A 15,607-nucleotide genomic window follows, 5' to 3' on the forward strand; every position below is an offset into this window, starting at 1 on the left:
GGAGGTCACTCGTAACGCAACGCCTCGATGGGATCGAGGTTGGCGGCCTTCGAGGCGGGCATGATGCCGAACACGACGCCCACCAGCGCGCAAAACAGGGCGGCCCCCAGCGCGACCCACACCGGCACGGTGGCCGGCGGAAAATTCGGAATCATCAGCGCGACCACCTTGGCCAGTCCGACACCAAGCGCAATCCCGACGACACCGCCGAACAGCGACAGCAAACCGGCTTCCATCAGAAACTGGATCAGGATATCCCGACGAGTCGCGCCGATCGCCTTGAGGATACCGATTTCCCGGGTACGTTCCGTCACCGATACCAGCATCACCGTCATAATGCCGATTCCGCCGACCAGCATGGAAATCCCGACCACCCCGCCAAGAACCAGTGTCGCCATCGAGGCGATCTGATCGAACTGCTTGAGCAACTGATCCGCGGCGGCCACCTTGAAATCGTCCTCCTGGGACGGACGCAGACGATGCGCGGCGCGCAGAACCCGCTCGACCCGCTCCCTGACCCGGTCCACGCTGTCCAGGGACGCGACGGTGAAGGAAATCTCGAAGACCGGTTCGCGCTCGCGGCCATGCATGGCATGCCCCAGATTGAACGGGATGATCGCGTAATTGTCCTGGCTCATCCCGAAAATCTCGCCGCGCTTCTCCATAACACCGATCACCTTCACCCACTCGTTGCCCAGCTGAATGAACTCCCCGACCGGATTGGCCGGCATTTTCAGGTCCTCGGCCAGACGCGATCCCAGAACGGCGACACGCCGCCGCCCCTTGTCATCGCCATCAACGAGAAAGCGTCCCACTCTGGGAAACTTTCTTTCCACGTGCACGTACTCGGCCGTTGTCGCGAAAATACTGGGGTTGGTCGAGCGTCCGCGGTACCGCACGGTACCCAGCGAGCCGATGCTCATGGTCGGCGCGACATGCGCGATGCCTTCCACCCCGAACCGCACCAGATCGATATCGGAAAGTTTGAGGTGCCGGATATTGCCGGTGCGAAAATTATCGAAATCGTTTTGCGCGGAAATCGTCAGGGCGCCGCCGCCCAGATCCGCGAACTGGCTTTTGATCGAATCGGAGAATCCCTGCATCAGCGCCACGACCGTCACCACCGACGCCGTGCCGATGACAATCCCCAATGTCGTCAGAAAACTGCGCAGCCGGTGCGCCAGCAGGTTATGCCAGGCGGAGCGGAACGCCTCGATCAGGATGTACATGCCAGTTCTCCGCGCACATCCGATTCAATCAGGCCATCGACCAGGCGCACCACGCGCCGGGCGTGCGCGGCGATATCGGGTTCATGCGTTACCAGCACCACGGTTTGTCCTCCCGCATGCAGCGCATCGAACAGGCCCATGATGTCTTCCGAGGTGCGGGTGTCCAGATTGCCGGTCGGCTCGTCGGCCAAGAGCAAAGAAGGCGTACCGACCAGCGCGCGGGCGACGGCGACGCGCTGGCGCTGACCGCCCGACAACTGGTTGGGACGATGACCGAGCTTGTCGGCCAGCCCCACGCGAGCGAGCGCTTCCGCCGCCAGAGCGGCCCGCTCGGCGGGCGGCATGCCACGATACACCAGCGGCTGCGCGACATTCTGCAGGACACTGAGCCGCGGCAGCAGATGGAAACTCTGGAACACAAAACCGATCTCGCGATTGCGGATGCCGGCCAGGTGATCGTCATCCAGCGTGGAGACATCCACGCCATTGAGACGATAGGTGCCCGAGGAGGGGGTATCCAGACAGCCGAGCACGTTCATCAGACTTGACTTGCCCGAGCCGGACGGCCCGGTGAGGGCCACATACTCATTGCGGTCAATGCTCAGCGTCACGCCCTTGAGCGCCTGGAACGTCTCGCCTCCCATCGCATACTGCTTGACGATACCGTCAAGCTGGAGCATCGCCGTCATTTTACGGCCTTGTCCGCTGCGCGCAGCCGGACCTTGTCGCCATCGGTCAGCGAGTTCAGCAGTTTTCCCGGTCCGGTGATGATCCGGTCGCCGGCGCGAATGCCGGCCAGCACCTCCTGCCAGCGATCATCGGACTGACCGATGGTCACCACCCTCTTGCGCGCCACGCCGTCGGCGATGGCGACGACATAACGGGTATCCGCGCCGCCTTTCGCGGCACGCCGGTCCTCGCCCTCCTCCGCCTTGTCGTTCCGGGCCTCCGTCAGCACGGCTTCGACCGGCACGGCCAGCCGTTTTTTACCGTCCGCCGTGAACAGCTCGGCACGGCAGCTCATCCCGGAGCGCAGCGCCATGGATGGCGCGGGTCGCACCCCGATCGTCACCTTGTAGGCGCGCGCCCCGTTTTCCACGGTGGTCGCCTGGGCGATGCGGATGACATTGCCGCCGATCGCCGTGTCCGGCCAGGCGGCGGCGAACACGCGGGCCTGTTGCCCGACCGCCACCCGGCCGATGTCCCCTTCATCCACCTTGATTTCCGCTTCGGTGGCCGAGGTATCGGCGAGGCTCAACAACTGCGCGCCGGCAAGGCTGGATGTGGAGGGAATGGCGACTTCGCCGACCTTGATCGGCAAGGCCACGACACGGCCGCCGATCGGCGCGCGGATGGCTGTTTTGGCCAGACGGTCCCGCGCATCGTCCAGCATGGCCGCCGCGCGTTTGGCCGACGCTTCGCTCGATTTGAGCTCCACGGCGGCCAATTGATAGGCATTGCGGTCGGCATCGAATACCGCGTGGCCGACCATGCCGGCCTCGTACAACCGGCGGGTACGTTCGAACTGGATGCGCTTGAGGTCCAGCGCGACGCGCTGGCGCTCGATACCGATCGTTTCCTGCCGGTACGTCGCCGTCTCTCGGTTGATTTCATTCAGGTAGGTGGACGGATCAAGACGGATGAGCAACTGACCGGCTGTCACCGTATCCCCTTCCTTGACGAGGAGCTCTTTGACCTTGGCGGTGACTTCCGCGGTCAGATCGACCTGATTACGGTAAACCATCACGCCGGAGGCCAGTATCGACGGGCGGATCTCCTGCGCCGCGGCCACCGCCACGTCCACTTCCGCCCCTCGCCCGCCCAACCTGCCGCGCAGCACCAGCGGCAACGCCACAATGCCCGCCACCAGCAGCAGAATCAGCGATTTTTTTCCGGGAACCCCGCGCATCGCCGCCGCCTCAGCGAGTCAAGACAATCGCCAGCGCCCAGATGCCGTACACCGCGAGCACCGGCAACAGGGCAACGATCGCCGCGGTGCGGCGTGAACCTCCCCAGACCTGCCATCCGATGAACACCAGGGTGATGCTCCAGAGGAACATCAGATCGAAGCCCTCCAGAAATGCCTTCCACGGACTGTCCTCTTCCGGCTGGAACACGAGAGGAGCAAGATGGGTCAATTGCAGGTCGGTATGAAGGGTGCGCGACGGCATGGCGAACGCGCCGATCAGGATGACAAGCGCGGAAAGCGCCATGGGCAACGATGTCCAGGCATGGAAGGCCAGCCAGTGCCGATAGCTGCGATTCATGCCGGCGAGCTTGCCCGCCAACTTGAAAAATCCACCCATGACCAGCAGCGCGATCACGCTTCCAACACCGATACCGATCAGGGTCAGCCATTTCATTGTGCCCGGTGAAGAGAATTGCCGGGCCTGCTCGAGTTCCTTGGCGGAAAGCTTACCGGAGGCGGACAAAATGGCATCGACCATCCACGCCCCGTCCACCCGGGCGTAATAAACCAGAACGCCGGACAGGGATAGGGCGAGGACGATCAAAAAAGGCAGCAGCACGGTCGGCGATTCGGCTACCGCGGCAAGGGCGCGGCGCGGCTCGGTGAACAGTTCGATCAATTGCATGGTCACATTCCTGTCGAGGGTCGCTTCGCAGCGCGCGATACGAGCCGACACTCTACCAGATAATGCCCACGTCATTGCAAGAAAAACGAGCGGTAAAGGGCAGGAACTCAACCGGCGAGCATCGCCCCCAACCCCGTGCAAACCGCCGGAGGACGGACAAATTGACGCGCCCGACCGCTATCGCTGTCGAGCACCACATTGATTTTTTCGTAACACTGGAAAAGCCCGAGGCGGGATACCGCCCTGACACAGGTCATCGGCCGGCTGCCACTGCATTGATACTCGCGAGTCTCGAGGACCGAACGGATTTCCGACGAGGTCATGCCGGCGGCGAGGCGGCTTTGCAAAAGCGCATCCCTGTCGCTTGAAGTGGCGCAACCGGCCAGACCGCCGGCGATCAGGCAAAACAGGGCAAAAGGCCGTTGGCGCATGATGTCCTCGCGCGATTCATTGAAACTCTTTTTATTTATCCGTTATCGAGTGCCCGCCGTCAATCCTTCTGGCATTTTTTGCGGTATAGTTTCCGCCACAACATGACAAAAAGGAACGATATGAAAGTCCGTACCACACCCCTGGCGGTCGCCTTGCTCGCCGCGCTGGCCGCCGTTCCGGCTTTTGCCGATTACCAGGACGCCATGCGCGCGATCCAGAAAAAGGACTACGCCAAAGCCCTGCCGCTGATGAAGGAAGAAGCCGACAAGAACAATCCGGACGCCCTGTACGCACTCGGCGTGATTCACGCGCAAGGCCTGGGGGTCGACAAGAATCCGGCCGAATCGCTCAAGTGGTTCGAAAAGGCGGCCGAGGCCGGCAACGCCAACGCCTACAATCTGGTGGCCAACGCCTACCTGACCGGCAACGGGGCGGCGACGGATTTCACGAAGGCACGCAAGTGGGCCCAAAAATCCGCCGACAAGGGGGACGCCACCGGTCAGTTCATGGTGTTCTACGCCCATATCAACGATCCGGCGTTCCGCTACTTCGATGACACGGGGAAAATCGACAAGGCCCGCTTCGAGCAACTGAGAAAACGCGGACCGGAAGAGCGCAAGGCGGACAGCAATGCCTACACCATGCTCGCCCAGGCGGCCGAGAAAGGCGACGCCAACGCATTGCAAGCCACCCTGACCACCTTGCTGAACGCTAATTCCCCGGGCAACAACGCGCGCATTCTGGCCATGATGGACAAAATCGGTACGCTCAACGAGCGCCAGACCGCCCTGAAAACCACCCTGACCGAATCGGCCCGGCTCGGCAACAGCGAAGTGGGACCGCAAGCCTGGAAAGGGGTGTTCGCCACCTCGCGGGAAACCGCCGAAGCCCGCGCCCGGGCGGACGGCCAGCTGAAAAAGGGACGCTGCGAAGCCCGGGACATCAAGCTCGTGAAAACCGCCCTGTCCCGCCCGCTCGCCAACGCCGTCTACCTTCCGGTCGAAGCGCCGTTACTGAAGGACGCGCTGCTGATCAAGGGCAACTGGCAGGAAATCTGGGAGTTCGATGTCTGCGGCAAGGCCACGCCGGTCACGCTGAACTTCGAAGCCGACGGCATGGGCGGCAGCGCCTATCAAACCCAGTCGCTGGGCGGCACGGTGGTGGTGAAGGGCAAGAAAAAGTAAAGCGCGAGCGCGGACGCAAAAAAAGCCTGGCGAATCCCGCCAGGCTTTTTTGTCGGTCCGCAACGGCTCAAAGACCGAAGGGATGACGCTTCACGATGGTTTCTTCGCGATCCGGACCGGTCGAGATGATGTCGACCGGCGCTTCGCACACTTCCTCGATGCGCTTGAGGTAAGCGCGGGCGTTGGCCGGCAGGTCCTCGTAGCGCTTCACGCCGAACGTGGACTCGGTCCAGCCCGGAAGGGTTTCGTAGACCGGCTCGCATGCGCTGACCGCATCGGAGCCGAACGGCAGGATGTCGATCTTTTCGCCGTTCAGGGTGTAGCCCACGCACAGCTTGATTTCCTCGAGCCCGTCCATCACATCGAGCTTGGTCACGCACAGACCGGTGACGCCGTTGATCTGGATCGAGCGCTTGAGCGCGGCGGCATCGAACCAGCCGCAGCGGCGCGGACGGCCGGTCACCGAGCCGAACTCGTTGCCGCGCTTGGCGAGGAACGCGCCGATGTCGTTTTCCTGCTCGGTCGGGAACGGACCGGAACCCACGCGGGTGGTGTAGCCCTTGACGATACCCAGCACGTAATTGAGCATCTGCGGCGCCACGCCGGCGCCCGGCGCGGCGGCGCCGGCCACACAGTTGGACGAGGTGACGAACGGATAGGTGCCGTGGTCGATATCGAGCAGGGTACCCTGCGCGCCCTCGAACAACAGCGGAACGTCCGCCTTGTTCATGTCGTACAGGGTGCGCGACACGTCGGCCACCATCGGCTTGATGCGCTCGGCGAGCTTCATGGTCGTGTCGTACACGGTCTGGAAGTCCACCGGCTCGGCCTTGTACAGCTGGCTCAACTGGAAGTTGTAGAAGTCCAGGTTTTCCTTGAGCTTGGCCGCGAAGCCTTCCGGATCGAACAGGTCGATCACGCGGATGGCGCGGCGTGCCACCTTGTCCTCGTAGGCCGGGCCGATACCGCGGCCGGTGGTGCCGATCTTGCCAGCGCCCTTCGCCGCTTCGCGGGCGAGGTCCAGCGCGACGTGATACGGCAGGATCAGCGGGCAGGCCTCGGCGATCTTCAGGCGCGAAGCGACATTGACGCCGGCGCTTTCCAGCTCGTCGATTTCCTTGAGCAGCGCTTCGGGCGAGAGCACCACGCCATTGCCGATGAAGCACTCGACACCTTCGCGCAGGATCCCGGACGGAATCAGGCGCAGCACGGTCTTCTTGCCGTTCACCACGAGGGTGTGGCCGGCATTGTGGCCGCCCTGGAAGCGCACCACGCCGCGGGCATGATCCGTCAGCCAGTCAACAATCTTGCCCTTGCCTTCATCGCCCCACTGGGTACCGATCACGACAACGTTCTTGGACATGGAAAACCTCTTCTCTCAGACAAATTCGCAATACATTCAAAACGGTACGACCTGCCAGCCATCGACGGCGGGCGCCAGCTGACGGTCGCAATACAGGGCCTCGGGCGATTCGCCCAGGTAATCGACAACCACGACCTCTCCGGACGCGCGCAAGGCATCGATGCGCTCCTTCGCGGCCACAGCGTGGCGCGCATCGACGCGGATGCCGAACGCGGCGCCGCGTTCGGGCAGCACGCGCAGAAGATCGCGCAGATCCAGGCTGAAACCGGTGGCCGGCCGGGCGCGGCCGAAACGGCGCCCGACATTGTCGTAGCGGCCGCCGCGCGCCAGCGCGTCGGGCCAGCCCGGCGCATAGGCCGCGAACATCAGTCCGGTGTGGTACAGATCGCCGCGCAACTCGGCAAGGTCGATACCCAGCTCCACGGAACCGGCGAGTTCGGCCGCCAGGGTCTTGAGCTGGATGAGGCCAAGCTCGACCTCCGGCAGCGACGGCAGACGGGTGCGGGCCTTTTCCAGCACGCTGACCGGACCGTACAGCTCGGGCAGCGCGAGAAACGCGGAACGGTAAGGTTCGGGCGTATCGGCGGTCAGCATGGCGACGGTCGCCGCATCCTTGGCCTGCATCGCGACGAACAGCTCGGCGCGCACTTCGGCCGGCAGGCCCGCCGCGACGGCCAGCCCCCGGAAAATCGCCGCGTGCCCGAGATCCAGGCGCACGCCTTCGACGTTGACGCCGGCAAGGGTGTCGAGCATCAGGCCGATGATTTCGCGGTCGGCCTCGATGCCTGCGTAGCCGTACAATTCGGCGCCGACCTGCAACGGCTCGCGCGACGCGGTCAGGCCGGCGGCGCGGGAATGCACGACGCTGCCCGCGTAGCACAACCGCGTCACGCCCGTGCGCGTCGCCAGCAGATGCGCATCGATGCGCGCCACCTGCGGCGTAATGTCCGCGCGCAAACCGAGCTGCTTGCCCGAATACGGGTCATCCAGCTTGAAGGTCTTCATTTCCAGGGCCGTGTCCCCTTCCAGCAGCAGGGAATCGGCGTACTCGACAAGCGGCGGCATCACCAGCTCGTAGCCCGCGGTGCGGAAGCGCTCGAGCATGGCCGACTTGGCCGACTCCAGCTGCCGCGCGGTCGCGGGCAGAATATCGGCTATGTGTTCCGGTAACAACCAGTTGCGCATGGTAGTCAAAACAGAATAAAAGGCGGGACTCAGCAGCCCGCCTCGTTGTCGGCAAACTGGCCGGTCGCAATGACCGGCCAGCCATGAAAATTCGGATTGTCAGTGTGTGATCCGCGCCGGATTCGCGCACGCGAACCCGCCTTTGCGGACGACAAGGATTTCATTCTAGCTCGAAATCCGTCCGGAATTAAGTCTTGACGCCAAGTTTCTGTCGTGCACGCCCCCGTGCGACCCCGCCGCGCCGTCCATCAGTGTTGCAACATGGCAACACGACGGGTCAGGCCAGCGGTGTCCAGGCCTCAATATCGGCGATTTCGTTTTCCGGAGGACGGGCGGTGCGCTCGCGCAGGGCTTCGCGCAGCAAATCGAGCCCCTCGCCGGTCAGCGCAGAAACCCGCACGCCGCGCACGGCGCCGTCCTCATCCCGCTCGATGCCGGGAGGGAGGCCGCGCAAATCGGTCTTGTTCCACACAATCAGCTGGGGAATATCCTCGGCGCCGATCTCGGCCAGCACCTTGTTCACTTCATCGATCTGCATGTCGCGCATCGGACTGGAGGAATCGACGACGTGCAGGAGCAGATCGGCGCGCACGGTCTCTTCGAGTGTCGCGCGGAACGCCGCCACGAGGGTGTGCGGCAGATTGCGGATGAAGCCGACGGTGTCGGAAATGACCACCGAGCTGTCGGGGCCCAGATAGAGCCGCCGGCTCGTGGTGTCGAGCGTGGCGAACAGCTGGTCGGCCGCGTAGGCGCGCGCCTTGGTCAGGCTGTTGAACAGGGTGGATTTTCCGGCGTTGGTATAGCCGACGATGGAGACGGAAGCCGTGCCGGAACGCGTTCGCCCGCGGCGCTGGGTATGCCGCTGGCGCTGGACATGGCTCAGGCGGTCCTTGAGCATCTTCACCCGGTTGCCGAGCAGCCGGCGGTCGGTCTCCAGCTGCGTCTCGCCCGGCCCCCGCAGACCGATACCGCCCTTTTGCCGCTCAAGGTGGGTCCAGCCGCGCACAAGACGCGTCGCCAGGTGCGACAGTTGTGCCAGCTCGACCTGCAGCTTGCCCTCATGACTGCGGGCCCGTTGCGCGAAAATGTCGAGGATCAGGCTGTTGCGGTCGATGACCCGGCACGACAGCGCGCGTTCCAGGTTACGCTCCTGCGCGGGCGAGAGCGCGTGATTGAAAATCACCACATTGGCGCCCAGCGCGCGCACCTCGGCCGCGATCTCTTCGACCTTGCCCTTGCCGGCGAAGAGCGCGGCATCCGGGCGCTGGCGCTTGGCCGTGACGACGCCCAGCACGTCGACGCCGGCGCTCCTGACGAGATCCGCGCATTCGGCGACGTTTTCTTCGAAATCGGCTTCCCCGAAATCCAGACTGACAAGGAGCGCCTTGTCACCCACATCCGGACGATCAAACACGATAATCAACCACTTCTGAAAAAAATAAAGGCCGACGTCCCTTTCCTCGGAAAGGGACGGCCGGCCTGTTCAAATCGACCCGGACTCAGGCCTCGGGCTGCTCGCTCTTGGTACCGGTGTAATGCTCGTGCGGAATGTTGACCGGACGGGCGGGAACCACGGTGGAGATCGCATGCTTGTAAACCATCTGGGTCACAGTGTTCTTCAGCAGAACCACATACTGATCGAACGACTCGATCTGCCCCTGAAGCTTGATACCGTTGACCAGATAAATGGACACCGGCACGTGCTCCTTGCGCAGGGTGTTAAGGAACGGGTCTTGTAACATTTGCCCTTTAGAGCTCATTTGTTATTCTCCGAATCGATGATTGTTTTAATGGGTATAACCTTCACGCCCGGATGGCACGCTTGTAGTTTTAGCAGAAATCATCCCGGTGTACTATTTTTTGCCACTTTTACCACCACGACTGTCCTTTTCAGTGTCAAAAGGATTGTCGCCGGTCTTGTACTGCACCCTCAGCGGGGTACCCTGCAGCTTGAACACCTTGCGGAAGGTATGTTCGAGATATCGGGTATAGCTGTCCGGCACCGCATCCAGCGCGTTGCCGTGCACGACAATGATCGGCGGGTTCATGCCCCCTTGGTGAGCATACCGCATTTTCGGGCGGATGGCTCCCGAGCGCGGAGGAGCCTGACGCTCCACCGCGACTTTCAGGACCCGCGTCAGTTTCGGCGTGGCGAGCTTGGCCATGGCCGCGCGATACGCTTCGTCGATCGATTTGAACAGGTCGGCGATGCCGCGCCCTTCCTTCGCCGAAATGAAGTGAAACTTGGCGAAATCGAGGAAAGCCAGCTTGCGGGCGATCTCCCGCTTCACGGTTTCCTTCTGTTCGGACTCCAGATTGTCCCACTTGTTGACGGCCACGACCAGTGCCCGCCCCGCTTCCAGCGCGAATCCGGCGATCGTGGCGTCCTGTTCGGAGATGTCGAGCTGGGCGTCGAGCACCAGCACGGCGACATTGGCGTCCTCGATGGCCTTCATGGTCTTGATCACCGAAAACTTCTCGATCGCCTCGTTCACCTTGCCGCGGCGGCGCACGCCGGCGGTGTCGATGATGGTATAGGTATGGCCTTCCCGCTCGAAATCAATATAAATGCTGTCGCGCGTGGTGCCCGGATGGTCGAAGGCGATCACCCGGTCCTCGCCGAGAATGGCATTGACGAGGGTCGACTTGCCGACGTTAGGGCGGCCGATCACGGCGAACTTGGGATGGCGCAGCGACTCTTCCTCGGTTTTGTCCGGAAAGCCTTCCAGCACGATTTCCATCAGTTCGCGCACGCCGTCGCCATGGGCGGCGGAAATCGCCACCGGCTCGCCCAGCGCGAGTTCATGGAACTCGGCGCCGGCCATCGCGCTTTGCAGACCTTCGGCCTTGTTGACCACGAGATGCACGGGTCGTCCGGACTGACGCAGCCGGTTGGCGATCACCTTGTCCTGCGGGGTAACGCCGGTGCGGCCGTCGACGAGGAACACCACCACGTCGGCCTCGTCCACGGCCTGCAGGGTCTGTTTGGCCATCTCGAACAGGATGCCTTCGTCGACGATGGGTTCGAAGCCCCCGGTATCCACGACGAGATAGGGCTTGGCGCCGACACGGCCATGACCGTAGTGCCGGTCGCGCGTCAGGCCGGGCTGATCCGCCACGAGCGCGTCACGGCTGCGGGTCAGGCGGTTGAAAAGGGTCGACTTGCCCACATTGGGGCGGCCGACCAGAGCTACGGTAGGTTTCATTAAGACTCAGTTCATCCCAGTGACAGCATCGACAGGCGTCCGTTGCGGCCTTGAATCAGCACGGACTCGCCCACCGACACCGGTTGTCCCGTCCAGCCCTCCGTGTCCAGGCGCAGGCGGCCGACAATGGCGCCGCTCTCGTTGGACAGCAGGTGGGCATAGCCCTCCGCATCGGCGACCAGGACATAGCGGCCCAGCATCACCGGACCGGAGATGTTACGGTTTTTCAGGTCATCCAGCTTCCAGACGTTGCGGCCGCTTGTGCGGTCGAAGGCCGAGACCGACCCGTCCTCGCCGGTGACATACACATTTTTCACATCCAGCGCGATACCGCGGCTGGAGGAGACTTCGCGCGCCCACGCGAGGTTGCCGGTGCGAGCCTCGAAGCAGGCCACGCGCCCCTGATAGGCGACCGCGCAAACGTCATTGCCATTGAACACCGGACGGCTGACCACATCGGTCACCCGCTCCAGCTCCGTCGCGCCACGCGCATTGGCCACGACGCCTTCCCACAAGGTCGCGCCAGAGGACAGGCTCGCGACCACGAGCTTGCCGGCGGGCATGCCGACCAGCACGGCCTCGGCGCCGACCACCTGCATGGAACCAGTATCGCGCACGATCAGTTGCGGCGCCAGGCGGCCCACCGACCACAGCTGGGAGCCATCCTTGACGTTCAGACCGGTCAGGCGGCTGTCGTTGGTGCGGACCACGGCCACCTCGCCCCCCACCTGGGCGGCTTCCAGCGTCACGCTGGTCAACGGCGCCTCCCACAGAGTCTTGCCGGTGTGCCGGTCGACGGCGAGCAACGAGCCGCTGCCGGTACCGACCAGCAGACGGTCGGCGGCGACCGCCACGCCCGACACCAGTTCGCGCTTCAGGTCGAAGCGCGCGGTCTCGCGACCGGTCGACGCGTCGAGTACGACGATCCGGCCTTCCTTGTCGGCGGCGATGACATTGCCCCGGTCGTAGACCGGCGTGAAGCCCGCGGCCGTATTGCCCAGCCCCGACGCCGTCCAGTTCGGCTTGATCGCCTGCAGCGTGGCCACGTCACGCAGCGGGGTCGGCTTGGGACCGGTGGACGACTCGAACCAGCTCGCGCAACCGGACAGCAGCGTTGTCGACAACAGGGCGGTAAGCAGAAGACGTTGACGCATGGATTAGCCTCCGAGGGCTTCAAGTTTGGTCTGGATGAACTGGCGGCTCGGCGAGTCGCCAGGCAGTTTGGCCACGGCGGACTTGTAGGCGTCGCGCGCGGCCGGCTTGTCGCCCTTGGCCAGTTGCACGTCGCCCTTCATGTCCAGGAACTCGGCATCGAACGCCGCGTCGTGCTCGCGGGCCAAAGCGGCCAGCGCGGCCGGGAAGTTTTTCTGATCAAGCTCGAGGCCGGCCAGACGCAGCAGCGCAACGGCCTTGATCCCCGGTTCGGAGGCATGCTCGGCCGCCCAGGAAAGCTGGGCGCGGGCAAAGGCCGTGTCGTTCCTGTCGAAGCCGAGGCGGGCAGCCAGGAGCGCCGCGCGCGCGCCGTACGGCGTCTTGCCGTAGGTGGTCTCGATGGAGGCCGTGGCCTTGCGCACGCCGTCAAGATCGCCCGCGATGATTTTCTTCTCGAGTTCGGCGTAGGACTGCGCGGCATCGCGCACCTGGTCCTTCTGGTACATGCCCCAGCCCTTGTAGCCAAGATAGGCGAGCACCAGCGCGGCGAACAGCGCCGCGAGCCACTTGCCGTACTGGTGCCAGAAGGCCTTCATCGAATCGATCTGTTCCTGCTCTTGCAAATCGAACGCCATCGCGCTCACTCCTCAAATGGTGGTCAAGCCTTGAGCCGGGCGATGGCGTCGGCGACGCCCTCGCAGGCCACGGTGTGTTGTTCGGCGCCGCCGCGCAGCGGCTTGAGGCTGGCCGTACCGCTCGCGACCTCGGTTTCGCCGAGGATCACGGCAAAGGCCGCGCCGCTGGCGTCCGCGCGCTTCATCTGCGACTTGAAGCTGCCGCCGCCGCAGTGCTGCACCACGGACAATCCGGCCTCGCGCAACTGGCGCGCGAGCTTCAGGGCGGCGATATCGGCGCCATCGCCCTGCTGGACGAGGTAGACATCCGGCGCCTTCGCTAGCGGCAGCAGGCCGCGCGCCTCGAGCAGCAGCAGGATGCGCTCGAGTCCCATGCCAAAACCGATGCCGCTGGCGGGCTTGCCGCCCAGCTGTTCGGTCAGTCCGTCGTAACGGCCACCGGCGCAGATGGTGCCCTGAGCGCCCAGTTCGGTGGTCACCCACTCGAACACCGAGTGGTTGTAGTAGTCGAGTCCGCGCACCAGGCGGTGATTCTCGACATAGGGGATGCCAACGGCTTCGAGCATTCGCTTCCAGCCCTCGTAATGCGCTCGCGAAGCCTCGCCCAGATAGTCGATCAACCGTGGCGCCGCCTCGCAGATTTCCTGCAGCGCCGGATTCTTGGTGTCGAGCACGCGCAGCGGATTGCTGTACAGGCGGCGCCGGCCGTCCTCGTCGAGCTTGTCGGCGTGCTGTTCGAGATAGGCGATCAGCGCTTCGCGGTGCGCGGCGCGCTCGGCCTTGTCGCCCAGCGTATTGATCTGCAGTTCGGCGCAATCGGCGATGCCGAGACGCCGCCACAAATCGGCGCCGAGCATGACAAGCTCCGCGTCGATATCGGGTCCGGCGAAGCCGAGGGCTTCGACACCCATCTGATGAAACTGCCGGTAACGGCCCTTTTGCGGGCGCTCGTGGCGGAACATCGGTCCCATGTACCACAGGCGCTGGGTCGCATTGTAAAGCAGGTTGTGCTCGACCACCGCGCGCAAGGTCCCTGCGGTGCCCTCCGGACGCAACGTCAGGCTGTCGCCGTTGAGCGTGTCGACGAAGGTGTACATTTCCTTCTCGACGATATCGGTCACTTCGCCGATCGAGCGTACGAAAAGACCGGTCTCCTCCACGATGGGAGTGCGGATGTTCTGGTAACCGTAATCGGCCAGGAGGCCGCGCAGCACCGACTCGAGGTATTCCCACCGGGAGGACTCTCCCGGCAGGACATCGTTCATGCCCCGGACGGCCTGGATTTTCTGTGCCATGTCAGTGAATTTCTTGTTGGTGGTGTGGTTATGCCTGGGTCGCGGAGCGCATCACAACGGCCGGATGGGAATCGTTCCCCGTCCGCCCTCGCGGCGTTTCGCGCCGCCGATTCCGTAACGCGTCGCCACGTAATTCTCCACGATCGCCTTGAATTCGTCGGCGATCGTCTCGCCCTTGAGCGTCACCGCCCGTTCGCCGTCCACGTAGACCGGCGCCACGGGCACCTCGCCCGTGCCCGGCAGCGAGATGCCGATATCCGCGAGCTTGGACTCGCCCGGTCCGTTGACCACGCAGCCCATGACCGCGACTTTCATGTCCTCGACGCCCGGGTATTGCAGGCGCCAGACCGGCATCGAATCGCGCAGGAAGGTCTGGATGCGGTCCGCCAGCTCCTGGAAGAAGGTGCTGGTGGTGCGCCCACAGCCCGGACAGGCGGTCACGAGCGGTGTGAAGGAGCGCAGCCCCATGGTCTGCAGGATCTCCTGGGCGACGACGACCTCGCGCGTGCGGGATTCGCCCGGCAGCGGGGTCAGCGAAATGCGGATGGTGTCGCCAATGCCCTCCTGCAGCAGCACGGACAGAGCCGCGGTCGAGGCGACGATGCCTTTGGATCCCATCCCCGCCTCGGTCAATCCAAGATGCAGCGGAAAATCGCAACGCCGTCCGAGTTCGCGGTACACGGCGATCAGATCCTGCACATGGCTGACCTTGCAGGACAGCAGGATGCTGTCGGGCGAAAGGCCCAGATCGATGGCCTTGTTCGCGCTGTCGAGCGCCGACACGATCAGCGCCTCGCGCATCACCGCGTCGGGCGGCAATGGCGCCGCGCGACGGTTGTTCTCGTCCATCAGGCGCACCGCGAGCGACTGGTCGAGACTGCCCCAGTTCACACCGATACGGACCGGTTTGTCATGCTCGACCGCCGCGCGGATCATGAAGGCGAACTTGTCGTCGCCCTTGGCGCCCTTGCCCACGTTGCCGGGATTGATGCGGTACTTGGCCAGGGCCCGCGCGCATTCCGGGTATTCCCGCAGCAGGCGGTCGCCATTGAAATGAAAATCGCCCACCAGAGGGACGTCGCAGCCCATGTCGTCGAGCCGGCGACGGATTTCGCCGACCCGGGCCGCCGCTTCCGGCGTATTGACCGTGATGCGGACGAGTTCGGAGCCCGCCCCGGCCAGTTCCGCGACCTGCGCCGCGGTGGCTTCGGCGTCCGCCGTATCGGTGTTGGTCATCGACTGCACCACGACGGGCGCCTCCGAGCCAACGGCAACATGCCCCACCCGTACCAGCCGGGTGGGGCGCCGCGCGAGGTTCACGCTATCCATGAC

15 protein-coding genes are annotated in these 15,607 nt (G+C 64.0%); 1 reads left to right on the top strand and 14 read right to left on the bottom strand.

The features are described 5' to 3' along the window. Window positions 1-5: 5 nt before the first annotated feature. The 5 genes from JNO50_RS13460 to JNO50_RS13480 form a co-directional block, all read right to left on the bottom strand. Window positions 6-1,229, bottom strand: coding sequence for an ABC transporter permease (locus JNO50_RS13460; RefSeq protein ID WP_189530801.1), 1,224 nt, complete (start codon window positions 1,227-1,229; stop codon window positions 6-8). Next, window positions 1,217-1,918: an ABC transporter ATP-binding protein gene (locus JNO50_RS13465; RefSeq protein WP_229804449.1), complete on the bottom strand. Its 702-nt coding sequence runs from the start codon at window positions 1,916-1,918 to the stop codon at window positions 1,217-1,219. Before JNO50_RS13465 ends, JNO50_RS13460 begins: the two co-directional genes overlap by 13 nt. Next, window positions 1,915-3,138, bottom strand: coding sequence for an efflux RND transporter periplasmic adaptor subunit (locus JNO50_RS13470; protein WP_189530799.1), 1,224 nt, complete (start codon window positions 3,136-3,138; stop codon window positions 1,915-1,917). The genes JNO50_RS13465 and JNO50_RS13470 overlap by 4 nt, the downstream gene beginning before the upstream one ends. A gap of 10 nt (window positions 3,139-3,148) precedes the next feature. Beyond that, window positions 3,149-3,823, bottom strand: a complete 675-nt coding sequence (locus JNO50_RS13475; RefSeq protein WP_189530797.1) for a YIP1 family protein — start codon at window positions 3,821-3,823, stop codon at window positions 3,149-3,151. 107 nt (window positions 3,824-3,930) lie between these two features. After that, window positions 3,931-4,254: a hypothetical protein gene (locus tag JNO50_RS13480; RefSeq protein ID WP_189530795.1), complete on the bottom strand. Its 324-nt coding sequence runs from the start codon at window positions 4,252-4,254 to the stop codon at window positions 3,931-3,933. 120 nt (window positions 4,255-4,374) lie between these two features. Between JNO50_RS13480 and JNO50_RS13485 the strand changes: the two genes are divergently transcribed. Then, a complete protein-coding gene (locus JNO50_RS13485; RefSeq protein WP_189530793.1) occupies window positions 4,375-5,439 on the top strand; it encodes a tetratricopeptide repeat protein in 1,065 nt (354 codons plus the stop codon). A gap of 67 nt (window positions 5,440-5,506) precedes the next feature. Here the strand turns inward: JNO50_RS13485 and JNO50_RS13490 are convergent, their stop codons facing one another. From JNO50_RS13490 to ispG, 9 genes are all read right to left on the bottom strand, one after another. Then, window positions 5,507-6,802, bottom strand: coding sequence for an adenylosuccinate synthase (locus JNO50_RS13490; RefSeq protein ID WP_189530791.1), 1,296 nt, complete (start codon window positions 6,800-6,802; stop codon window positions 5,507-5,509). Between the two features lie 36 nt (window positions 6,803-6,838). Next, window positions 6,839-7,987, bottom strand: a complete 1,149-nt coding sequence (locus tag JNO50_RS13495; protein WP_189530789.1) for an ATP phosphoribosyltransferase regulatory subunit — start codon at window positions 7,985-7,987, stop codon at window positions 6,839-6,841. A gap of 277 nt (window positions 7,988-8,264) precedes the next feature. Next, on the bottom strand, window positions 8,265-9,401 hold the full coding sequence (gene hflX / locus JNO50_RS13500; protein WP_189530787.1) for a ribosome rescue GTPase HflX: 1,137 nt from the start codon (window positions 9,399-9,401) through the stop codon (window positions 8,265-8,267). A gap of 85 nt (window positions 9,402-9,486) precedes the next feature. Further along, complete coding sequence (hfq, locus tag JNO50_RS13505; RefSeq protein WP_189530779.1) at window positions 9,487-9,747, bottom strand: RNA chaperone Hfq; 261 nt, start codon at window positions 9,745-9,747, stop codon at window positions 9,487-9,489. A gap of 93 nt (window positions 9,748-9,840) precedes the next feature. Then, on the bottom strand, window positions 9,841-11,193 hold the full coding sequence (gene der / locus JNO50_RS13510; RefSeq protein ID WP_189530769.1) for a ribosome biogenesis GTPase Der: 1,353 nt from the start codon (window positions 11,191-11,193) through the stop codon (window positions 9,841-9,843). Between the two features lie 11 nt (window positions 11,194-11,204). Further along, a complete protein-coding gene (gene bamB / locus JNO50_RS13515) occupies window positions 11,205-12,347 on the bottom strand; it encodes an outer membrane protein assembly factor BamB (RefSeq protein ID WP_189530767.1) in 1,143 nt (380 codons plus the stop codon). A gap of 3 nt (window positions 12,348-12,350) precedes the next feature. After that, complete coding sequence (locus JNO50_RS13520; RefSeq protein ID WP_189530765.1) at window positions 12,351-12,980, bottom strand: YfgM family protein; 630 nt, start codon at window positions 12,978-12,980, stop codon at window positions 12,351-12,353. A gap of 23 nt (window positions 12,981-13,003) precedes the next feature. Beyond that, window positions 13,004-14,275 (bottom strand): histidine--tRNA ligase, encoded by a 1,272-nt coding sequence (gene hisS / locus JNO50_RS13525; protein ID WP_189530763.1) that lies wholly within the window; start codon window positions 14,273-14,275, stop codon window positions 13,004-13,006. 51 nt (window positions 14,276-14,326) lie between these two features. Continuing rightward, window positions 14,327-15,604: a flavodoxin-dependent (E)-4-hydroxy-3-methylbut-2-enyl-diphosphate synthase gene (gene ispG / locus JNO50_RS13530; RefSeq protein WP_189530761.1), complete on the bottom strand. Its 1,278-nt coding sequence runs from the start codon at window positions 15,602-15,604 to the stop codon at window positions 14,327-14,329. Between the last annotated feature and the right edge of the window lie 3 nt (window positions 15,605-15,607).

It is taken from the genome of Paludibacterium paludis (genome assembly GCF_018802605.1).
Classification (GTDB): Bacteria; Pseudomonadota; Gammaproteobacteria; order Burkholderiales; family Chromobacteriaceae; genus Paludibacterium; species Paludibacterium paludis.